20 protein-coding genes are annotated in these 21,205 nt (G+C 52.7%); 18 read left to right on the forward strand and 2 right to left on the reverse strand.

Annotation, left to right across the window (positions count from 1 at the left end; genetic code table 11):
* Window positions 1-78: 78 nt before the first annotated feature.
* The 15 genes from ispU (at window position 79) to tilS (ending at window position 18,775) form a co-directional block, all read left to right on the forward strand.
* Window positions 79-837, forward strand: a complete 759-nt coding sequence (gene ispU / locus FDW96_RS02575) for a (2E,6E)-farnesyl-diphosphate-specific ditrans,polycis-undecaprenyl-diphosphate synthase (protein WP_032940405.1) — start codon at window positions 79-81, stop codon at window positions 835-837.
* A 12-nt stretch (window positions 838-849) separates the two neighbouring features.
* The gene (gene cdsA, locus FDW96_RS02580; RefSeq protein ID WP_137365178.1) at window positions 850-1,707 is read left to right on the forward strand and encodes a phosphatidate cytidylyltransferase; all 858 of its coding nucleotides are present in this window, start codon (window positions 850-852) and stop codon (window positions 1,705-1,707) included.
* A gap of 11 nt (window positions 1,708-1,718) precedes the next feature.
* Window positions 1,719-3,071, forward strand: a complete 1,353-nt coding sequence (gene rseP / locus FDW96_RS02585; RefSeq protein WP_061380841.1) for a sigma E protease regulator RseP — start codon at window positions 1,719-1,721, stop codon at window positions 3,069-3,071.
* 29 nt (window positions 3,072-3,100) lie between these two features.
* Window positions 3,101-5,518, forward strand: coding sequence for an outer membrane protein assembly factor BamA (gene bamA, locus FDW96_RS02590; protein ID WP_137360290.1), 2,418 nt, complete (start codon window positions 3,101-3,103; stop codon window positions 5,516-5,518).
* Between the two features lie 122 nt (window positions 5,519-5,640).
* Complete coding sequence (gene skp, locus FDW96_RS02595) at window positions 5,641-6,126, forward strand: molecular chaperone Skp (RefSeq protein ID WP_016151765.1); 486 nt, start codon at window positions 5,641-5,643, stop codon at window positions 6,124-6,126.
* Between the two features lie 3 nt (window positions 6,127-6,129).
* Window positions 6,130-7,155: a UDP-3-O-(3-hydroxymyristoyl)glucosamine N-acyltransferase gene (lpxD, locus tag FDW96_RS02600; RefSeq protein WP_042312169.1), complete on the forward strand. Its 1,026-nt coding sequence runs from the start codon at window positions 6,130-6,132 to the stop codon at window positions 7,153-7,155.
* A gap of 103 nt (window positions 7,156-7,258) precedes the next feature.
* Window positions 7,259-7,714 carry a 3-hydroxyacyl-ACP dehydratase FabZ gene (fabZ, locus tag FDW96_RS02605; RefSeq protein WP_003018528.1) on the forward strand — a complete coding sequence of 152 codons (456 nt, stop codon included), beginning with the start codon at window positions 7,259-7,261 and terminating at the stop codon, window positions 7,712-7,714.
* Between the two features lie 3 nt (window positions 7,715-7,717).
* Complete coding sequence (gene lpxA / locus FDW96_RS02610) at window positions 7,718-8,506, forward strand: acyl-ACP--UDP-N-acetylglucosamine O-acyltransferase (RefSeq protein WP_003018525.1); 789 nt, start codon at window positions 7,718-7,720, stop codon at window positions 8,504-8,506.
* The gene (lpxB, locus tag FDW96_RS02615) at window positions 8,506-9,654 is read left to right on the forward strand and encodes a lipid-A-disaccharide synthase (protein WP_042312164.1); all 1,149 of its coding nucleotides are present in this window, start codon (window positions 8,506-8,508) and stop codon (window positions 9,652-9,654) included. The genes lpxA and lpxB overlap by 1 nt, the downstream gene beginning before the upstream one ends.
* Window positions 9,651-10,247, forward strand: a complete 597-nt coding sequence (gene rnhB / locus FDW96_RS02620; protein WP_038637421.1) for a ribonuclease HII — start codon at window positions 9,651-9,653, stop codon at window positions 10,245-10,247. The genes lpxB and rnhB overlap by 4 nt, the downstream gene beginning before the upstream one ends.
* A gap of 24 nt (window positions 10,248-10,271) precedes the next feature.
* Window positions 10,272-13,754, forward strand: a complete 3,483-nt coding sequence (gene dnaE, locus FDW96_RS02625; protein WP_061380840.1) for a DNA polymerase III subunit alpha — start codon at window positions 10,272-10,274, stop codon at window positions 13,752-13,754.
* Between the two features lie 12 nt (window positions 13,755-13,766).
* A complete protein-coding gene (gene accA / locus FDW96_RS02630) occupies window positions 13,767-14,726 on the forward strand; it encodes an acetyl-CoA carboxylase carboxyl transferase subunit alpha (protein WP_038637427.1) in 960 nt (319 codons plus the stop codon).
* Between the two features lie 99 nt (window positions 14,727-14,825).
* Complete coding sequence (ldcC, locus tag FDW96_RS02635) at window positions 14,826-16,964, forward strand: lysine decarboxylase LdcC (protein ID WP_042312156.1); 2,139 nt, start codon at window positions 14,826-14,828, stop codon at window positions 16,962-16,964.
* 67 nt (window positions 16,965-17,031) lie between these two features.
* On the forward strand, window positions 17,032-17,421 hold the full coding sequence (locus FDW96_RS02640) for a VOC family protein (protein WP_137360293.1): 390 nt from the start codon (window positions 17,032-17,034) through the stop codon (window positions 17,419-17,421).
* A gap of 61 nt (window positions 17,422-17,482) precedes the next feature.
* Window positions 17,483-18,775: a tRNA lysidine(34) synthetase TilS gene (tilS, locus tag FDW96_RS02645; protein ID WP_137365179.1), complete on the forward strand. Its 1,293-nt coding sequence runs from the start codon at window positions 17,483-17,485 to the stop codon at window positions 18,773-18,775.
* An 83-nt stretch (window positions 18,776-18,858) separates the two neighbouring features.
* Here the strand turns inward: tilS and rof are convergent, their stop codons facing one another.
* A complete protein-coding gene (gene rof, locus FDW96_RS02650; RefSeq protein ID WP_032940409.1) occupies window positions 18,859-19,119 on the reverse strand; it encodes a Rho-binding antiterminator in 261 nt (86 codons plus the stop codon).
* On the reverse strand, window positions 19,106-19,306 hold the full coding sequence (locus tag FDW96_RS02655; RefSeq protein WP_005132083.1) for a YaeP family protein: 201 nt from the start codon (window positions 19,304-19,306) through the stop codon (window positions 19,106-19,108). Before FDW96_RS02655 ends, rof begins: the two co-directional genes overlap by 14 nt.
* A 188-nt stretch (window positions 19,307-19,494) precedes the next feature.
* Here FDW96_RS02655 and FDW96_RS02660 point away from each other — a divergent pair, with 188 nt between their 5' ends.
* Genes FDW96_RS02660 through nlpE form a run of 3 tightly spaced genes read left to right on the forward strand, consistent with a single transcriptional unit; the run spans window position 19,495 to window position 21,188 of the window.
* On the forward strand, window positions 19,495-20,040 hold the full coding sequence (locus FDW96_RS02660; protein WP_042312149.1) for a YaeQ family protein: 546 nt from the start codon (window positions 19,495-19,497) through the stop codon (window positions 20,038-20,040).
* Window positions 20,037-20,459 carry an alternative ribosome rescue aminoacyl-tRNA hydrolase ArfB gene (gene arfB, locus FDW96_RS02665; RefSeq protein ID WP_042312146.1) on the forward strand — a complete coding sequence of 141 codons (423 nt, stop codon included), beginning with the start codon at window positions 20,037-20,039 and terminating at the stop codon, window positions 20,457-20,459. The genes FDW96_RS02660 and arfB overlap by 4 nt, the downstream gene beginning before the upstream one ends.
* Before the next feature lie 30 nt (window positions 20,460-20,489).
* The gene (gene nlpE / locus FDW96_RS02670) at window positions 20,490-21,188 is read left to right on the forward strand and encodes an envelope stress response activation lipoprotein NlpE (protein WP_094300986.1); all 699 of its coding nucleotides are present in this window, start codon (window positions 20,490-20,492) and stop codon (window positions 21,186-21,188) included.
* Window positions 21,189-21,205 lie beyond the last annotated feature (17 nt).

A 21,205-nucleotide genomic window follows, 5' to 3' on the forward strand; every position in this document is an offset into this window, starting at 1 on the left:
GGTTTGACACGGCTTTTTTGTGTGAGGGCTTCAGTATTCCTGAGTACCGTAAATCCTTTCAGGGACTAAAAACGCGTTATGTTGTCTGCAACTAAACCATTAAGCGAAAATTTGCCAGCACATGGTTGCCGCCATGTAGCAATCATCATGGATGGCAATGGCCGCTGGGCGAAAAAGCAAGGGAAGATTCGCGCCTTTGGGCATAAGGCCGGAGCAAAATCCGTCCGCCGGGCTGTCTCTTTTGCTGCCAATAACGGTATTGATGCGTTAACGCTGTATGCCTTTAGCAGTGAGAACTGGAACCGACCTGCGCAGGAAGTGAGCGCGTTAATGGAACTGTTTGTGTGGGCGCTTGATAGCGAAGTAAAAAACCTGCACCGCCATAACGTACGTCTGCGTATTATCGGGGATATCAGTCGATTTAACTCACGTTTGCAAGAACGGATTCGCAAATCAGAAGCGCTTACCGCCCAGAATACCGGGTTGACGCTGAATATTGCAGCGAATTACGGTGGACGGTGGGATATTGTCCAGGGAGTCAGGCAACTGGCACAACAGGTGCAGGAAGGTCTGCTGCGTCCAGAGCAAATCGATGAAGAGATGCTTGGGCAGCAAATTTGTATGCATGAACTGGCCCCTGTGGATTTAGTGATAAGGACTGGGGGAGAGCATCGAATTAGTAATTTTCTGTTATGGCAAATTGCCTATGCCGAACTTTACTTTACGGATGTTCTCTGGCCCGATTTCGATGAACAAGACTTTGAAGGTGCGCTGCATGCCTTTGCTAATCGTGAGCGTCGTTTCGGCGGCACCGAGCCCGGTGATGAAAAAGCCTGATGGGGGTCGCTTTTGCTGAAGTATCGCCTGATTTCTGCTTTTGTTTTAATACCCGTTGTCATCGCGGCGCTGTTTTTGCTGCCGCCGGTGGGGTTCGCCATTGTTACGCTGGTCGTCTGTATGCTGGCCGCCTGGGAATGGGGACAGTTAAGCGGTTTTACCACGCGTACACAGCGAGTCTGGCTGGCGGTTTTGTGCGGGCTATTGCTGGCGCTAATGCTATTTTTACTGCCAGAATACCATCGTAATATTCATCAGCCGCTGGTTGAAGTATCGCTATGGGCGTCACTGGGCTGGTGGATCGTCGCGCTGTTACTGGTACTGTTTTACCCAGGTTCGGCGTCGGTCTGGCGTAATTCCAAAACATTACGCATAATTTTCGGCGTACTAACCATTGTTCCTTTCTTTTGGGGAATGCTGGCGCTACGGGCATGGCACTATGATGAGAATCATTATAGTGGCGCGCTATGGCTGCTGTATGTCACGATCCTCGTCTGGGGAGCGGACTCTGGTGCGTATATGTTTGGTAAGCTGTTTGGCAAACATAAACTGGCGCCGAAGGTTTCTCCTGGTAAAACCTGGCAGGGTTTTATTGGCGGACTCGCTACTGCGGCCGTGATCTCATGGGGTTATGGCATGTGGGCGAATCTTGAAGTTGCGCCTGTCACCTTGCTTATTTGCTCCATCGTTGCAGCCCTGGCCTCCGTGCTGGGTGACCTGACTGAGAGTATGTTTAAGCGTGAAGCAGGTATTAAGGACAGTGGTCACTTAATTCCAGGACACGGCGGTATTCTGGATCGTATTGATAGCCTGACGGCTGCGGTACCGGTCTTTGCCTGCCTGTTGTTACTGGTATTCAGGACGCTCTAACGGATGGTCTTATGCTGAGTATTCTCTGGAATCTGGCTGCATTCATCGTCGCACTCGGTGTGCTTATCACCGTGCATGAATTTGGTCATTTCTGGGTTGCACGGCGCTGCGGAGTCCGCGTTGAGCGCTTTTCCATTGGCTTTGGAAAAGCGCTTTGGCGTCGTACCGATAAACTGGGTACAGAATACGTCATCGCACTAATCCCCCTCGGCGGTTACGTCAAAATGCTGGATGAGCGCGCTGAACCGGTGGTACCGGAGCTGCGCCATTACGCTTTCAACAATAAAACGGTTGGGCAACGCGCAGCCATTATTGCCGCAGGTCCGATTGCAAACTTCCTTTTTGCTATTTTCGCTTATTGGCTGGTGTTTATCATCGGTGTCCCTGGTGTTCGTCCGGTTGTTGGTGAAATAACGCCCAACTCGATTGCTGCGCAGGCGCAAATTCAACCTGGTACGGAACTAAAAGCGGTTGATGGTATCGAAACCCCTGATTGGGATGCCGTGAGACTACAGTTGGTTGCCAAAATTGGCGATGAGCATACGACGCTCAGCGTGGCGCAGTTTGGCAGTGACCAGCGGCAGGACAAAACGCTGGATTTACGCCATTGGGCATTTGAGCCAGACAAACAGGATCCCGTCTCCAGTTTAGGGATTCGCCCACGCGGTCCACAGATTGAACCAGTGCTGTCAGAAGTGCAGGTTAACTCGGCTGCAAGTAAGGCGGGTTTGCAAGCTGGCGACAGGATCGTTAAAGTCAATGGTCAGCCGCTGACGCAATGGATGACGTTCGTGACGCTGGTGCGCGATAATCCGGATGAGCCGTTAGCGCTAGATATTGAAAGACAAGGAAGTTCCTTGTCTTTAACGTTAACCCCAGATTCAAAACAGGTTAACGGGAAGGCAGAAGGTTTTGCAGGCGTGGTGCCTAAAATTATTCCTCTGCCTGATGAGTATAAGACTGTACGCCAGTATGGGCCCTTCAGCGCCATCCTCGAAGCCTCGGATAAAACGTGGCAGTTGATGAAGCTGACGGTCAGTATGCTGGGAAAATTGATTACCGGTGATGTAAAACTGAACAACCTCAGTGGGCCGATTTCTATCGCCCAGGGGGCTGGGATGTCAGCGGAGTTCGGGGTGATTTATTACCTGATGTTCCTTGCGCTTATCAGCGTGAACTTAGGGATAATTAACCTGTTTCCGTTGCCCGTTCTTGACGGGGGGCATCTGCTGTTCCTGGCGATTGAAAAGCTGAAGGGCGGTCCGGTATCCGAGCGGGTTCAAGACTTTAGTTATCGCATTGGCTCTATCTTGCTGGTGTTGTTAATGGGGCTTGCACTTTTCAATGATTTCTCTCGGTTGTAAGAGAGTGTTAGGAAGAACGCATAATAACGATGGCGATGAAAAAGTTGCTCATAGCGTCGCTGCTGTTTAGCAGCGCCACCGTATACGGTGCTGAAGGGTTCGTAGTGAAGGACATTCATTTCGAAGGCCTACAGCGAGTCGCCGTTGGTGCGGCTCTCCTCAGTATGCCGGTGCGCACAGGCGACACGGTTAATGATGAAGACATCAGTAATACCATTCGTGCTCTGTTCGCCACCGGTAACTTTGAGGATGTCCGCGTCCTGCGCGATGGTGATACCCTTCTGGTTCAGGTAAAAGAACGTCCGACGATTGCCAGCATCACTTTCTCCGGTAACAAATCGGTGAAAGACGACATGCTGAAGCAAAACCTCGAGGCGTCTGGCGTACGTGTTGGCGAGTCTCTGGATCGCACCACGCTTGCCGATATCGAAAAAGGCCTGGAGGATTTCTACTATAGCGTCGGTAAGTACAGCGCCAGTGTGAAAGCGGTGGTAACGCCGTTGCCGCGTAACCGCGTTGACCTCAAACTGGTCTTCCAGGAAGGTGTTTCGGCGAAGATCCAACAGATCAATATCGTCGGCAACCATGCTTTCTCGACTGACGAACTTATCTCTCACTTCCAACTGCGTGATGAAGTGCCGTGGTGGAACGTGGTGGGCGATCGTAAATACCAGAAACAGAAACTCGCGGGCGATCTTGAAACCCTGCGCAGCTACTATCTGGATCGCGGTTATGCTCGTTTCAATATCGATTCTACCCAGGTCAGCCTGACGCCGGATAAAAAAGGTATCTACATCACCGTTAACATCACTGAAGGCGATCAGTACAAGCTTTCTGGAGTCGAGGTGAGCGGTAACCTGGCCGGACACTCCGCCGAAATTGAGAGCTTGACCAAAATCGAGCCAGGCGAACTCTATAACGGCACCAAAGTGACCAAAATGGAAGATGATATCAAGAAGCTTCTGGGGCGCTATGGCTATGCCTATCCGCGCGTTCAGTCGCAGCCTGAAATCAACGATGCCGACAAAACCGTTAAATTACGCGTAAATGTGGATGCGGGTAACCGTTTCTATGTGCGTAAGATTCGCTTTGAAGGTAACGACACGTCTAAAGATTCTGTTCTGCGTCGCGAAATGCGTCAGATGGAAGGCGCATGGTTGGGCAGCGATCTGGTCGACCAGGGTAAAGAACGTCTGAACCGTCTGGGTTACTTTGAAACCGTCGATACCGATACTCAGCGTGTTCCGGGCCGTCCGGATCAGGTTGATGTGGTCTATAAGGTGAAAGAGCGTAACACCGGTAGCTTTAACTTCGGCGTCGGTTACGGTACCGAGAGCGGCGTGAGCTTCCAGGCTGGCGTTCAGCAGGATAACTGGTTAGGTACCGGTTATTCCGTCGGTATTAACGGCACCAAAAACGACTACCAGACCTATACTGAGTTGTCTGTCACCAACCCGTACTTCACCGTTGACGGTGTGAGCCTTGGCGGCCGCGTCTTCTATAACGACTTTGAAGCGGATGATGCAGACCTGTCCGACTATACCAACAAAAGTTATGGTACTGATGTAACGCTCGGCTTCCCGGTTAACGAATACAATACGCTGCGTGCGGGTCTGGGTTATGTACATAACAAACTGTCCAACATGCAGCCGCAGGTTGCGATGGATCGTTATCTTGAGTCAATGGGTGAGACCAATACCAACAGCTTTGCTGCTGATGACTTCACCTTTAACTATGGTTGGACATATAACAAGCTTGACCGTGGCTACTTCCCGACAGACGGTACGCGCGTCAACCTGAACGGTAAAGTGACCATTCCGGGTTCTGATAACGAATACTACAAATTGTCGATGGATACCGCGACCTACGTGCCGATTGATGACGATCACAAATGGGTTGTCCTGGGCCGTACCAAGGTAGGTTATGGAGACGGTATTGGCAGTAAAGAAATGCCGTTCTATGAGAACTTCTATGCCGGTGGTTCCAGCACCGTACGTGGTTTCCAGTCGAATACTATCGGTCCGAAAGCAGTTTATAAATCAGGGGCTTATGCAGGGGATCCTGACGACTACGAAGAGTGCACGAACAAGGACGGTAAAGACTGTAAATCAGATGATGCAGTCGGTGGTAACGCCATGGCTGTCGCCAGCCTGGAGTTTATTACCCCAACACCGTTTATTAGTGATAAATATGCCAACTCGGTTCGTACCTCCTTCTTCTGGGATATGGGTACCGTTTGGGATACTAATTGGCAGGATAGCGCAGAAACACGAGCTGTCGGTGTGCCAGATTACAGCGATCCGAGCAATATCCGTATGTCAGCAGGTATCGCTTTACAATGGATGTCCCCATTGGGGCCGTTGGTTTTCTCCTACGCCCAGCCGTTCAAGAAGTACGATGGAGACAAAGCGGAACAGTTCCAGTTTAACATTGGTAAAACCTGGTAATTGTTCTTCGCAAAGGAATGTAGTGGTAGTGTAGCGCTGACTTTAGGCGATCTTGCATGGGATCGCCTGGCCACGCAAAGAACTGTACCTACGGGTGCAAATGGGATGGTAAGGAGTTAATTGTGAAAAAGTGGTTATTAGCTGCAGGTCTCGGTTTAGCGATGGCAACGTCCGCACAGGCCGCTGACAAAATTGCAATCGTCAACATGGGTAGCCTGTTCCAACAGGTTGCACAGAAGACAGGTGTTTCCGCTACGCTGGAAAACGAGTTCAAAGGCCGTGCCAGCGAACTGCAGCGCATGGAATCCGATCTGCAATCTAAAATGCAGCGTCTGCAATCTATGAAAGCGGGTAGCGATCGTACCAAGCTGGAAAAAGACGTTATGGCTCAGCGCCAGACTTTCTCTCAGAAAGCTCAGGCTTTTGAGCAGGATCGTGCGCGTCGTTCCAACGAAGAACGTGGCAAACTGGTTACTCGTATCCAGACAGCTGTGAAATCTGTTGCTAACAGCCAGAGCATCGATCTGGTCGTTGACGCAAACACCGTTGCATACAATAGCAGCGATGTAAAAGACATCACCGCTGACGTACTGAAACAGGTTAAATAAGTAATGCCTTCAATTCGACTGGCTGATTTAGCAGAGCAGTTGGATGCAGAATTACACGGTGATGGCGATATCGTCATCACCGGCGTAGCGTCCATGCAATCTGCACAAACTGGCAATATCACATTTATGGTGAATCCTAAGTACCGTGAACACTTAGGGGTATGCCAGGCTTCTGCCGTTGTGATGACGCAGGACGATCTTCCTTTTGCTAAGAGTGCGGCGCTGGTAGTGAAGAATCCCTACCTGACCTATGCTCGTATGGCGCAAATTTTAGATACCACGCCGCAGCCCGCACAGAACATTGCACCGAGTGCAGCGATCGATGCGACGGCGAAGCTGGGTAAAAATGTCTCTGTGGGCGCAAATGCGGTCATTGAGTCTGGCGTAGAGCTGGGCGATAACGTCGTTATCGGCGCAGGCTGCTTCGTCGGAAAAAATACAAAAATCGGTGCAGGTTCGCGTTTGTGGGCGAATGTGACGATTTACCACGACATTCAGATCGGTGAGAACTGCCTGATCCAGTCCAGCACTGTCGTCGGATCGGATGGATTTGGTTACGCGAACGATCGTGGTAACTGGGTGAAGATTCCGCAGCTTGGTCGTGTGATTATCGGCGATCGCGTCGAGATCGGCGCTTGTACCACCATTGACCGTGGTGCTCTGGACGATACTGTGATCGGTAATGGTGTTATCATTGATAATCAATGCCAGATTGCACATAACGTTGTGATTGGCGACAATACGGCGGTAGCCGGTGGCGTCATTATGGCGGGTAGCCTGAAGATTGGCCGCTACTGCATGATTGGCGGTGCCAGCGTGATCAATGGGCATATGGAAATATGCGACAAAGTCACGGTAACTGGCATGGGTATGGTGATGCGTCCTATCACTGAACCTGGCGTCTACTCCTCAGGCATTCCGCTACAACCCAATAAGGTATGGCGTAAAACAGCTGCACTGGTGATGAATATTGATGATATGAGCAAGCGCCTCAAAGCGATTGAGCGCAAGGTTAATCAACAAGACTAAAGCACCTTTTTTGCATGTCTGACTTTTCGGCCTGTCTCATTCATACGATTGCGACAGGCCGTGTTATTATTGCCTTTTAGTATATTTTGACAGGAAGAGTATTTTGACTACTAACACTCATACTCTGCATATTGAAGAGATTTTAGAACTTCTGCCGCACCGTTTTCCGTTTCTGCTGGTTGACCGTGTGCTGGATTTTGAAGAAGGTCGTTTTCTGCGCGCAGTGAAAAATGTATCCGTTAATGAGCCTTTCTTCCAGGGCCACTTCCCGGGCAAACCTATTTTCCCTGGCGTACTGATTCTGGAAGCGATGGCGCAGGCCACTGGTATCCTTGCGTTTAAAAGCGTAGGAAAACTGGAACCAGGCGAACTGTACTATTTCGCGGGTATTGACGAAGCACGCTTTAAGCGTCCTGTCGTGCCGGGCGATCAGATGATCATGGAAGTGACTTTCGAGAAAACGCGCCGTGGCCTGACCCGTTTTAAAGGGGTTGCGCTGGTCGACGGTAAAGTTGTGTGCGAAGCAACGATGATGTGTGCCCGTAGCCGGGAGGCCTGATACGTGATTGATAAATCCGCCTTTATTCACCCTACCGCCATTGTGGAAGAGGGCGCCAGTATTGGCGCTAACGCTCACATTGGCCCATTTTGTATTGTTGGACCCCATGTTGAAATTGGTGAGGGTACCGTACTGAAGTCTCACGTTGTCGTGAATGGCCATACAAAAATTGGTCGCGATAACGAGATCTATCAGTTTGCCTCCATCGGCGAAGTTAACCAGGATCTTAAATATGCTGGCGAACCGACCCGCGTGGAAATTGGCGATCGCAACCGCATCCGCGAAAGCGTCACCATTCATCGTGGCACAGTGCAGGGCGGTGGAGTGACGAAGGTGGGCAGCGATAACTTACTGATGATTAATGCGCACGTCGCGCATGATTGTACGGTAGGCAACCGCTGTATTCTGGCGAATAACGCCACGCTTGCCGGACATGTTTCGCTGGATGATTTTGTTATCATCGGCGGTATGACTGCGGTGCATCAATTCTGCATCATCGGCGCGCATGTGATGGTTGGCGGCTGTTCTGGCGTTGCTCAGGACGTGCCACCGTACGTTATCGCCCAGGGCAACCACGCGACGCCGTTTGGCGTCAACATCGAAGGTCTGAAGCGTCGTGGGTTCACCCGCGAAGCGATTACCGCGATTCGTAATGCCTACAAAGCGTTGTACCGTAGCGGTAAAACGCTGGAAGAAGTGAAGCCGGAAATCGCCGAACTGGCGAAACAGTACCCCGAAGTCCAGGCTTTCAGCGACTTCTTTGAGCGCTCAACGCGTGGTCTGATTCGTTAATGACTGAGCAGCGTCCTTTAACGATTGCCCTCGTCGCCGGAGAAACCTCCGGCGATATTCTTGGTGCAGGGCTAATTCGCGCACTCAAAGCTCGTGTTCCCAATGCGCGTTTTGTTGGCGTGGCGGGGCCGCTAATGCAGGCCGAAGGCTGTGAAGCCTGGTACGAAATGGAAGAACTGGCGGTTATGGGCATCGTTGAAGTGCTCGGACGTCTGCGCCGTTTACTGCATATTCGTGCCGATCTCACTCGTCGATTCACCGATCTCAAGCCGGATGTTTTCGTTGGTATTGATGCGCCTGATTTCAATATTACCCTTGAAGGGAACTTGAAAAAGCAGGGCATAAAAACCATTCATTATGTCAGTCCGTCCGTCTGGGCGTGGCGACAGAAACGCGTTTTCAAAATAGGCAGATCCACCAATATGGTGCTGGCCTTTCTGCCTTTCGAAAAAGCGTTTTATGACAAATTTAACGTCCCGTGCCGCTTTATCGGCCACACCATGGCGGATGCCATGCCGTTGGATCCGGATAAAAACGCGGCACGTGATATTCTGGGTATTCCCCACGATGCTCACTGCCTGGCGCTGCTGCCTGGAAGCCGTGGCGCTGAAGTGGAGATGCTCAGCGCCGATTTTCTGAAAACGGCGCAGCTGTTACGTCAGCATTACCCGGATCTCGAAGTGGTGGTGCCGCTGGTCAATGCCAAACGCCGGGAGCAGTTTGAGCGTATCAAGGCTGAGGTTGCGCCGGAGCTTTCCGTGCATCTGCTTAATGGCATGGGACGTGAAGCGATGGTGGCCAGCGACGCCGCACTGCTGGCTTCAGGCACCGCTGCGCTGGAGTGTATGCTGGCAAAGTGTCCGATGGTGGTCGGCTACCGCATGAAACCCTTCACCTTCTGGCTGGCGAAGCGTCTGGTGAAAACGGATTACGTTTCGCTACCTAACCTGTTAGCGGGAAGAGAACTGGTTAAAGAGCTGTTGCAGGAAGAGTGTGAGCCGCATGCGCTGGCGCAAGCGCTGTTGCCGTTACTGGCGAATGGCAAAACCAGCCATGCGATGCACGACACATTCCGTGAACTGCACCAGCAGATCCGTTGCAATGCCGATGAGCAGGCAGCGGATGCAGTCCTGGAGTTAGCGCAATGATTGAATTTGTTTATCCGCATACGCATTTAGTGGCGGGTGTGGATGAAGTCGGGCGTGGTCCTTTGGTCGGTGCGGTTGTTACTGCTGCCGTTATTCTGGATCCGGCTCGCCCGATTATCGGTCTTAACGACTCAAAAAAACTGTCAGAAAAACGTCGCCTGGCGCTGTTTGATGAAATCAAAGAAAAAGCGTTAAGCTGGAGCGTAGGCCGTGCAGAACCGCATGAAATCGACGATCTGAATATTTTGCATGCCACCATGCTGGCGATGCAGCGTGCGGTCGCGGGTCTGCATATTGCGCCAGAATACGTACTGATTGATGGCAATCGTTGCCCGGCATTACCGGTACCGTCGATGGCGGTAGTCAAAGGTGATAGCCGCGTTGCGGAGATTAGCGCAGCGTCAATACTGGCAAAAGTGACCCGCGATGCTGAAATGGCTGCGCTGGATACGGTTTTTCCGCAGTATGGTTTTGCACAGCACAAAGGCTATCCAACTGCTTTTCATCTGGAAAAATTGGCACTGTATGGCGCGACAGAGCACCATCGCCGCAGTTTTGGCCCCGTCAAACGCGCACTGGGACTCACGTCCTGATTCTTGTGTCGAAGGAATCTGAAGATGTCTGAACCACGTTTCGTCCACCTCCGGGTGCACAGCGACTACTCCATGATCGATGGGCTGGCGAAAACCGGGCCGCTGGTGAAGAAGGCGGCCGCGTTAGGCATGCCTGCGCTGGCGATCACCGATTTTACCAACCTGTGTGGTCTGGTGAAGTTTTACGGAGCGGGTCACGGCGCCGGTATTAAGCCTATTGTAGGCGCAGATTTTCATGTCCGCAGTGAACTATTGGGTGATGAACTCACGCAACTCACCGTACTGGCCGCTAACAATACCGGCTATCAGAACCTGACGTTGTTGATATCAAAAGCCTATCAGCGCGGTTATGGCGCAGAAGGGCCGGTCATCGACAGGGACTGGCTGGTCGAGCTAAAAGAAGGTTTGATTTTGCTCTCCGGCGGCCGCATGGGCGACGTCGGACGTAGCTTGTTGCGCGGTAATAGCGCCCTGGTTGATGAATGCGTGGCGTTTTACGAAGCGCATTTTCCCAATAGCTACTTCCTTGAGCTGATCCGTACCGGCAGACAAGATGAAGAAAACTATCTGCATGCCGCGGTAGAACTGGCCGAAAGGCGTGGTTTGCCGGTGGTGGCGACCAACGATGTTCGCTTCCTGGAAACCGGCGATTTTGACGCGCATGAAATCCGTGTGGCGATCCACGACGGGTTTACCCTTGACGACCCTAAACGCCCGCGTAACTACTCTGCGCAGCAGTATATGCGTAGCGAAGACGAGATGTGCGAGCTGTTCTCCGATATCCCGGAGGCGCTGCAAAACACCGTCGAAATCGCCAAACGCTGTAACGTCACGGTGCGCCTTGGCGAATATTTCCTGCCGCAGTTCCCGACCGGCGATATGACCACCGAGGATTTCCTCGTGGCGAAGTCGAAAGAGGGGCTGGAACAGCGACTGGAGTTCCTCTTCCCGGATCCGGAAGAGCGCGCCAGGCGCCGTCCGGAATATGATGAACGTCTGGATGTTGAGCTACAGGTTATCAACCAGATGGGATTCCCGGGCTACTTCCTGATCGTTATGGAATTTATCCAGTGGTCGAAAGATAACGGCGTACCAGTAGGCCCGGGACGTGGTTCCGGCGCTGGCTCGCTGGTGGCCTATGCGCTGAAAATTACCGACCTGGATCCGCTGGAATTTGACCTGCTGTTCGAACGTTTCCTCAACCCGGAACGTGTTTCAATGCCCGACTTCGACGTTGACTTCTGTATGGAGAAACGCGACCAGGTTATTGAACACGTGGCGGAAATGTACGGTCGTGATGCGGTTTCGCAGATTATTACTTTCGGTACGATGGCGGCAAAAGCGGTTATCCGTGACGTGGGCCGTGTGCTCGGTCATCCGTACGGCTTCGTGGATCGTATTTCGAAACTGGTGCCGCCCGATCCGGGCATGACGCTGGCGAAAGCCTTCGAAGCTGAACCGCAACTGCCGGAAATCTATGAGGCAGATGAAGAGGTTAAAGCGCTGATCGATATGGCGCGTAAGCTGGAAGGCGTCACGCGTAACGCCGGTAAGCACGCCGGTGGTGTGGTTATCGCCCCGACCAAAATTACCGATTTTGCGCCGCTATACTGCGATGAACAGGGGCTGCACCCGGTTACTCAGTTTGATAAGAACGACGTGGAATACGCCGGCCTGGTGAAGTTCGACTTCCTGGGGCTGCGTACGCTGACCATCATCAACTGGGCGCTGGAGATGATCAACGCCCGCCGTGAAAAGAACGGCGAGCCGCCGCTGGATATCGCAGCCATTCCGCTTGACGATAAGAAAAGCTTCGACATGCTGCAACGCTCGGAGACCACCGCGGTATTCCAGCTTGAATCCCGCGGCATGAAGGATCTGATCAAACGTCTGCAGCCTGACTGCTTCGAAGATATGATCGCACTGGTGGCCCTGTTCCGCCCAGGCCCGCTACAGTCGGGGATGGTAGATAACTTTATCGACCGTAAGCATGGGCGCGAAGAGATTTCCTACCCGGACGTACAATGGCAGCATGAGTGTCTGAAGCCGGTACTGGAGCCAACCTACGGCATTATCCTGTATCAGGAACAGGTTATGCAGATTGCCCAGGAGCTGTCTGGTTACACGCTTGGCGGCGCGGATATGTTGCGTCGTGCGATGGGTAAGAAAAAGCCGGAAGAAATGGCCAAACAGCGCGGCACCTTTGAAGAAGGGGCGAAAAAGCGCGGCGTCGACGGCGAACTGGCGATGAAAATCTTTGACCTGGTGGAGAAATTCGCCGGTTACGGATTTAACAAATCACACTCCGCTGCCTATGCGCTGGTCTCTTACCAGACGCTGTGGCTGAAGGCACATTACCCTGCCGAGTTTATGGCGGCGGTAATGACGGCCGATATGGATAACACCGAGAAAGTGGTCGGGCTGGTGGATGAATGCTGGCGCATGGGGCTAAAAATCCTGCCGCCGGACATTAACTCCGGGCTTTACCATTTCCACGTTAACGATGATGGCGAGATTGTTTACGGCATCGGCGCGATAAAAGGCGTGGGTGAAGGGCCAATTGAAGCTATTATTGAGGCGCGCAACGAAGGCGGTTACTTCCGCGAGCTGTTTGATCTCTGTGCGCGTACGGATATCAAAAAACTTAATCGCCGGGTGCTGGAAAAACTGATTATGTCCGGGGCGTTTGACCGCCTTGGCCCACACCGCGCGGCGTTGATGAACTCGCTCAACGATGCGCTAAAAGCCGCCGATCAGCATGCGAAAGCCGAGGCTATTGGCCAGGCTGACATGTTTGGCGTGCTGGCGGAAGAGCCGGAACAAATTGAACAGTCTTATGCCAACTGTACACCGTGGCCTGAGCAGGTAGTATTAGACGGTGAGCGTGAAACGTTAGGGCTTTACCTGACGGGACACCCCATCAACCAGTATTTAAAAGAAATTGAGCGCTATGTTGGAGGCCACAGGCTGAAAGACATGCATCCGACAGAACGTGGTAAAGTCACCACGGCTGCGGGGCTCGTCATTGCCGCGCGGGTAATGGTCACCAAGCGCGGTAATCGTATCGGCATCTGTACACTGGATGACCGTTCCGGGCGTCTGGAAGTTATGTTGTTTACCGATGCCCTGGATAAATACCAGCAATTGCTGGAAAAAGACCGCATACTTATCGTCAGCGGACAGGTCAGCTTTGATGACTTCAGCGGCGGGCTTAAAATGATGGCCCGTGAAGTCATGGATATTGACGAAGCCCGGGAAAAATATGCTCGCGGGCTTGCTATCTCGCTGACGGACAGGCAAATTGATGACCAGCTTTTAAACCGACTCCGTCAGTCTCTGGAACCCCACCGCTCGGGGACAATTCCAGTACATCTCTACTATCAGAGGGCGGATGCACGTGCGCGGTTGCGTTTTGGCGCGACGTGGCGTGTCTCTCCGAGCGATCGTTTGCTAAACGATCTCCGCGGCCTTATTGGTTCGGAGCAGGTGGAACTGGAGTTTGACTAATACAGGAATACTATGAGTCTGAATTTCCTTGATTTTGAACAGCCGATTGCAGAGCTGGAAGCAAAAATCGATTCTCTGACTGCGGTTAGCCGTCAGGATGAGAAACTGGATATTAACATCGATGAAGAAGTGCATCGTCTGCGTGAAAAAAGCGTAGAACTAACGCGTAAAATCTTCGCCGATCTTGGCGCATGGCAGGTAGCCCAACTGGCGCGCCATCCACAGCGTCCGTACACCCTGGATTATGTCCGCCTGGCGTTTGATGAATTTGATGAGCTGGCGGGCGATCGTGCCTATGCGGATGACAAAGCTATCGTCGGCGGTATCGCGCGTCTGGATGGCCGTCCGGTGATGATCATTGGTCATCAGAAAGGCCGTGAGACCAAAGAAAAAATTCGTCGTAATTTCGGCATGCCAGCGCCGGAAGGCTATCGCAAAGCGCTGCGTCTGATGGAAATGGCTGAACGTTTCAACATGCCGATCATTACCTTCATTGACACCCCTGGGGCTTACCCGGGCGTGGGCGCTGAAGAACGTGGTCAGTCTGAAGCGATCGCGCGCAACCTGCGTGAAATGTCGCGTCTGAGCGTACCGGTCATCTGCACCGTTATCGGTGAAGGTGGTTCCGGCGGCGCGCTGGCGATCGGCGTAGGCGATAAAGTGAATATGCTGCAATACAGCACCTATTCCGTTATCTCCCCGGAAGGCTGCGCGTCTATTCTGTGGAAAAGCGCCGATAAAGCGCCGCTGGCCGCAGAAGCGATGGGGATTATCGCGCCGCGTTTGAAAGAGCTGAAGCTTATCGACTCTATCATTCCTGAACCGCTGGGTGGCGCGCACCGCAACCCGGAAGCCATGGCGGCGTCGCTGAAAGCGCAACTGCTGGCCGATCTCGCCGATCTTGATGTGTTAGGTAAAGAAGATCTGAAAAACCGTCGTTACCAGCGTCTGATGAGCTACGGCTACGCGTAAACTGCATTCATTCTGAAAAGGGCCACAATGCTGTGGCCCTTTTTTTTACCTACTGTTTGACCAGGCTATGCTTAACTAAGGTTTTTCCAGGAGGAACGCATGAATATCATTGCCATCATGGGACCGCATGGCGTCTTTTATAAAGATGAGCCCATCAAGGAACTTGAGCGTGCGCTACAACAGCAGGGGTTTCAGATTATCTGGCCGCAGAATAGCGTTGACCTGCTGAAGTTTATCGAACATAACCCGCGAATTTGCGGCGTCATTTTTGACTGGGATGAATACAGTCTGGATCTGTGCAGTGAGATCAACCAGCTAAACGAATATCTTCCGCTCTACGCCTTTATTAATACCCATTCGACGATGGATGTCAGCGCCCATGATCTGCGTATGGCGCTGTGGTTTTTTGAGTATGCGCTGGGCCAGTCTGAAGACATTGCCACCCGCATCCGCCAGTACACCAGTGAATATCTGGATAACATCACGCCGCCTTTTACCAAAGCGCTATTTACCTATGTGAAGGAAGGAAAGTATACCTTCTGCACGCCCGGTCATATGGCGGGAACGGCGTACCAGAAAAGCCCGGTCGGCTGCCTGTTCTATGATTTCTTTGGCGGCAATACGCTGAAAGCCGATGTGTCCATTTCTGTGACCGAGCTGGGTTCGCTGCTGGATCATACCGGCCCGCACCTGGAAGCGGAGGAGTATATCGCGCGCACTTTTGGCGCCGAGCAGAGCTATATGGTGACCAACGGCACGTCCACCTCCAATAAAATTGTTGGTATGTATGCCGCACCAACCGGCAGTACACTGTTGATTGACCGCAACTGTCATAAGTCGTTGGCGCATTTGCTGATGATGAGCGATGTGGTGCCAATCTGGTTGAAGCCGACGCGTAATGCGTTGGGCATTCTGGGCGGTATCCCCCGTCGGGAATTTACCCGTGCAAGCATTGAAAGCAAGATAGAGGAGACCCCCCAGGCGCAATGGCCGGTGCATGCGGTGATCACCAACTCTACCTATGACGGCCTGCTGTATAACACCAACTGGATCAAGCAAACGCTGGATGTGCCCTCTATCCATTTTGATTCAGCCTGGGTGCCATATACCCATTTTCATCCGATCTATCAGGGGAAAAGCGGGATGAGCGGTGAGCGCGTGCCGGGGAAGGTGATTTTTGAAACCCAGTCTACCCACAAGATGCTGGCGGCGTTGTCACAGGCTTCTCTGATCCACATTAAGGGTGACTACGACGAAGACACCTTCAACGAAGCCTTTATGATGCACACATCCACTTCGCCGAGTTACCCGATTGTTGCCTCGATAGAAACCGCAGCGGCCATGCTGCGAGGCAATTCAGGCAAGCGGTTAATCAATCGTTCGGTGGAGCGGGCGCTGCATTTTCGTAAAGAAGTGCAGCGGTTGCGTGAAGAGTCGGATGGCTGGTTTTTTGATATCTGGCAGCCGGAAAGGGTGGATGAAGCAGAATGCTGGCCGGTAGCGCCTGGTGAAGACTGGCACGGATTTGTCGATGCTGACGCCGACCACATGTTCCTCGACCCGGTGAAAGTCACTATTCTGACGCCGGGGATGGATGAACAAGGAAATATGAGTGAAGAGGGGATCCCCGCCGCGTTGGTGGCGAAATTCCTTGATGAACGCGGCGTGGTTGTCGAGAAAACGGGACCGTATAATCTGTTGTTCCTGTTCAGCATCGGCATTGATAAAACCCGGGCGATGGGCCTGCTGCGCGGCCTGACGGAATTTAAGCGTTCGTACGATCTGAATTTACGCGTGAAAAACATGCTGCCGGATCTGTATGCCGAGGATCCCGACTTTTATCGCAATATGCGTATTCAGGATCTGGCGCAGGGGATCCATAGGCTTATTCGCCAGCACGATCTCTCCGGGCTGATGCTACGGGCATTTGATACCTTACCGGAAATGAAAATGACGCCGCATCAGGCCTGGCAGCGGCAGATCAAAGGTGAGGTTGAAACGGTGGCGCTTGATCAACTGGTGGGGCGCGTTTCCGCCAATATGATCCTGCCTTATCCGCCCGGAGTACCGCTCTTGATGCCTGGTGAAATGATCACGGAAAAAAGCCGGGCTGTACTCGATTTCCTGCTGATGCTGTGTTCAGTGGGCCATCATTATCCTGGATTTGAAACCGATATCCATGGCGCTAAACTGGGTGAGGATGGCGTGTATCGTGTGAGAGTCTTAAAAATGGCATAACGACTTGCCTGAACCCATTACGCACGAGTAACGTGCTGAAAGAACAAACGAAAGAGGCGATGACGCTATGCTGGAATTAAAACAGGTTCACCATATTGCCATTATTGCGACGGACTACGCGGTGAGTAAGGCATTTTACTGCGATGTGCTGGGCTTCACCCTGATGAGCGAAGCCTACCGGGAAGAGCGTGACTCCTGGAAAGGCGATCTGGCATTGAACGGTCAGTATGTGATTGAGCTCTTTTCTTTCCCATTTCCACCTTGCCGCCCGAGTCGACCGGAAGCCTGTGGTTTACGTCATCTGGCATTCAGTGTGGATGATGTAGAGAAAGCGATCGCGCATCTGGAGGCTCGCGATGTGAAGTGTGAGGCGGTACGCATCGATCCTTTTACTGGCAAACGCTTTACGTTTTTTAACGATCCCGACGGATTACCGCTCGAACTGTATGAGCTGTAAGGCTTGTTATTGTGGCGTTAGCCCGGTAACGTGCCGGGCAATGCCATTGTAAGTAACCATCATGACAACACTCACGCTGAATACTTCACTGCTGAATTCTCAATCGATTCTGGTCGCCTTTAGCGGCGGGCTGGACTCCACCGTGCTGCTGCATCAGTTAGTGCTGTGGCGAGCACAGCACCCTGACGTTACGTTGCGCGCAATCCATATTCATCATGGACTAAGTCCCCATGCGGACAGCTGGGTGCAGCACTGTGAATCGATATGCGCGCAGTGGCAGGTGCCGTTGGTGGTTGAACGGGTCCGTCTGGAGGATGATGGCCTGGGTATAGAAGCTCAGGCGCGGCGGGCGCGCTATCACGCATTTGCACAGACGTTACTGCCGGGCGAGGTACTGATGACCGCCCAGCATTTGGATGACCAGTGCGAAACCTTTCTGCTGGCACTTAAGCGCGGCAGTGGTCCTGCCGGGCTTTCGGCCATGGGGGAACGCTCACCGTTCGCCGGGACCCGGCTGATCCGACCGCTGCTGGCGCAAACGCGAGAGGCGCTGGAAGGGTGGGCGCGACAGCACCAATTATGCTGGATCGAAGATGAAAGTAATCAGGATGATACCTACGATCGCAATTTCCTCAGATTGCGCGTTACTCCCTTGCTGCAACAGCGTTGGCCACACTTCGCGCAAGCTACAGCCCGCAGCGCCGCGCTGTGCGCCGAGCAGGAGAGCTTGCTGGATGAATTGCTTGCCAGCGATCTAGCCGACTGTGTCACGGCCCAGGGAACACTGTTGCTGGCGCCGCTTATGATGATGAGCGATGTGCGGCGTGCTGCGCTGCTTCGCCGCTGGCTGGCGGGATTACATGCGCCAATGCCTTCCCGTGACGCTCTGGAACGTATCTGGCAGGAAGTCGCGCTGGCACGAGAGGATGCTTCCCCCTGTTTTCGCCTTGGAGGGTTCGACATTCGTCGCTACCAGTCGCAACTGTGGTGGGTGAAACCGGTCGACGGGCACAGCGAAACCGTCATTCCTTGGCCATGCTGGCAAACGCCGCTGACGCTGCCCGTTGGGCTGGGATCGGTGCAGTTAATCTCCGCAGGCGAATTGCGCGTGCCTAAAGCGGACGAGCTGGTCAGTATTCGTTTTAAAGCGCCAGGCGTATTACATATTGTCGGGCGTAACGGTGGACGTAAATTAAAGAAAATCTGGCAGGAGCAGGGGATTCCACCCTGGCGACGAGATACCACGCCGCTGCTTTTTTATGGTGAAACGTTGATTGCGGCTGCGGGTGTTTTTGTGACGCGTGAGGGAATAGCAGAAGATGAAGAAGGTGTGAGTCTGATTTGGCATGCCTGATGGCGCTGCGCTTATCCGGCCTACGTATCGCATGGACCGTAGGCCGGATAAGGTGCTTGCACCGCCATCCGGCAACAAAATAATCAGGATTCGCTGACTACCACGGTACCGATTTGTGGGTGGCTGAAGCTGGCAATTTTGTCGAGGCGAAGCTCACGGGTTTCACCTGCGACCTCTGCGACCAGATATTCCACGTTTTTGCGGGAAACCAGATCGTTTGCCTTCGCTTGCAAAACTTCGCCATCTTTTAACGCCAACGTCAGTAACAAATGGTGCTGGCAGGCGAGTTCAAGATTGTCGTAATCATCACAGTTGATGGGTTGATACGTTTCATTCATTGACATAATCGCTCACCAGTAAGTTCGCGGCAGCATAGGCCGCTTTTTCCCTGACCGACTCTGAAAGGGCGCTGTCTGCCGCCACTTCATTAAGCACCTTCAATACGCAGCCCAGCGCATCCGGGACATACCCTAAGTCTCCGCTGGCGATTTCCGCGTACCGCTTGCGTATTAACTCACAATATTTTTCCACATGCCCTCCTGTCAGCACTCTGACTTAACCGTGGATGCAAGTCTAAGCCTACGAAGATAAACTCTGTTTAGCAAGGTGACTATACCATACTCATTCAGGCAATATCAGCGCCTTGATAGAGGCGCTGTTAGCAGCCTTTTGCCGTGGTTTTCGCTACAATGTGCGCCTGATTCGAAAGGAGTTCTCAAATGGCGCTTAAAGCGACAATCTATAAAGCTGTAGTCAATGTGGCGGATCTTGACCGCAACCAATTCCTTGACGCAGCCTTGACGCTGGCGCGTCACCCTTCAGAAACCCAGGAGCGCATGATGCTGCGTCTGCTGGCGTGGATTAAATATGCCGATGAGCGCCTGCAGTTTACGCGGGGCCTGAGTGCGGAAGATGAACCGGAAGCATGGCTGCGAAACGACCATCTGGGCATTGATTTATGGATTGAACTCGGCCTGCCGGATGAGCGCCGTATTAAGAAAGCCTGCACTCAGTCTGCTGAGGTGGCCCTGTTTACCTACAACAGCCGTGCGGCCCAGATCTGGTGGCAACAAAACCAGAGTAAGTGCGCGCAGTTTAAAAATCTTACCGTGTGGTATCTGGATGACGAACAGCTGGCACAACTGAGTGAATTTGCTGGTCGCACCATGGCGCTGCAGGCGACGATCCAGGATGGCGCGATCTGGTTGTCCGATTCTCAGAACAATCTGGAAATTCATCTGACCGCGTGGCAGCCGCGTTCATGATTGTTATCTCCCGAAACGTCTCTATCCCTGACAATGAGCTGGAAATCACGGCGATTCGGGCGCAGGGCGCGGGCGGTCAGCACGTTAACAAGACCTCGACGGCTATCCATTTGCGCTTTGACATTCGGGCCTCTGGCCTGCCAGAGTATTATAAGGAACGACTGCTTGCCGCCAGCCATCATCTGATTAGCAGCGATGGCATTATTATCATTAAGGCGCAGGAATACCGTAGCCAGGAGCTTAATCGGGAAGCGGCAATCTCGCGGCTGGTGGCGGTGATCAAAGAATTAACCGCAGTGCAAAAAAGCCGACAGGCAACGCGTCCTACGCGCGCTTCGAAAGAGCGTAGGTTGTCGTCGAAGGCGCAAAAATCCACAGTGAAAGCACTGCGCGGGAGAGTTCGTCGAACGCAAGACTGACGAGCAGGAATAAAAATTTATAAGGAATTGATAGTGAAAACAGCAATATTGTCCGTAGTCGCTGCATGCACGCTTTTTTCCTTGATCGGCTGTAACAACCGTACTGAAGTCGAAGTACTACAGCCGACACGGGCGGCAGAATTAAAACCGATGCAGCAGAGCTGGCGTGGCATCCTGCCTTGCGCAGACTGCGAAGGGATTGAAACTTCTCTGTTCCTTGAAAAAGACGGAACATGGGTGATGAACGAACGCTATCAGGGGGTGAGGGATGAACCGTCGTCCTTTGCCTCTTATGGTACATGGGCGCGCACTGCTGACAAGCTGGTGCTGACCGACAGCAAAGGTGAAAAGTCGTACTACCGGGTAAAAGGTGAAGCGCTGGAAATGCTCGATCGTGAAGGTAATCCGATTGAGTCGCAGTTCAACTACACGCTCCAGCCGGTTTCCGCCAGCTTACCAGTGACGCCAATGCCGATGCGGGGGATGTACTTCTATATGGCTGATGCAGCTATCTTTACCGACTGCGCAACGGGTAAACGGATGCCGGTGGCGAATAACGCCCAGCTTGAGCGTGACTATTTAGCCGCTCGCGCGGAAAACGGGCAATCCGTACTGCTGACGCTGGAAGCGCATTTCACGCTGGAGGCGAACCCGGACACCGGCGAAAAAGTGAAAACGCTGATGGCGGATAAAGATGCGAAGTTTATCCCTGGTAAAGCGTGTAATTAATCGATAAAAAAAGGCCC

Source organism: Citrobacter sp. TBCS-15, assembly GCF_005280815.1.
Classification (GTDB): Bacteria; Pseudomonadota; Gammaproteobacteria; order Enterobacterales; family Enterobacteriaceae; genus Citrobacter; species Citrobacter werkmanii.

Bases quoted from the DNA above. Each gene is read 5' to 3' on its own strand.
- ispU (WP_032940405.1), top strand. From the start codon at position 79: ATGTTGTCTGCAACTAAACCATTAAGCGAAAATTTGCCAGCACATGGT.
- rseP (WP_061380841.1), top strand. From the start codon at position 1,719: ATGCTGAGTATTCTCTGGAATCTGGCTGCATTCATCGTCGCACTCGGT.
- bamA (WP_137360290.1), top strand. From the start codon at position 3,101: ATGGCGATGAAAAAGTTGCTCATAGCGTCGCTGCTGTTTAGCAGCGCC.
- lpxD (WP_042312169.1), top strand. From the start codon at position 6,130: ATGCCTTCAATTCGACTGGCTGATTTAGCAGAGCAGTTGGATGCAGAA.
- lpxB (WP_042312164.1), top strand. From the start codon at position 8,506: ATGACTGAGCAGCGTCCTTTAACGATTGCCCTCGTCGCCGGAGAAACC.
- rnhB (WP_038637421.1), top strand. From the start codon at position 9,651: ATGATTGAATTTGTTTATCCGCATACGCATTTAGTGGCGGGTGTGGAT.
- dnaE (WP_061380840.1), top strand. From the start codon at position 10,272: ATGTCTGAACCACGTTTCGTCCACCTCCGGGTGCACAGCGACTACTCC.
- accA (WP_038637427.1), top strand. From the start codon at position 13,767: ATGAGTCTGAATTTCCTTGATTTTGAACAGCCGATTGCAGAGCTGGAA.
- ldcC (WP_042312156.1), top strand. From the start codon at position 14,826: ATGAATATCATTGCCATCATGGGACCGCATGGCGTCTTTTATAAAGAT.
- FDW96_RS02640 (WP_137360293.1), top strand. From the start codon at position 17,032: ATGCTGGAATTAAAACAGGTTCACCATATTGCCATTATTGCGACGGAC.
- tilS (WP_137365179.1), top strand. From the start codon at position 17,483: ATGACAACACTCACGCTGAATACTTCACTGCTGAATTCTCAATCGATT.
- rof (WP_032940409.1), bottom strand. From the start codon at position 19,119: ATGTCAATGAATGAAACGTATCAACCCATCAACTGTGATGATTACGAC.
- FDW96_RS02660 (WP_042312149.1), top strand. From the start codon at position 19,495: ATGGCGCTTAAAGCGACAATCTATAAAGCTGTAGTCAATGTGGCGGAT.
- arfB (WP_042312146.1), top strand. From the start codon at position 20,037: ATGATTGTTATCTCCCGAAACGTCTCTATCCCTGACAATGAGCTGGAA.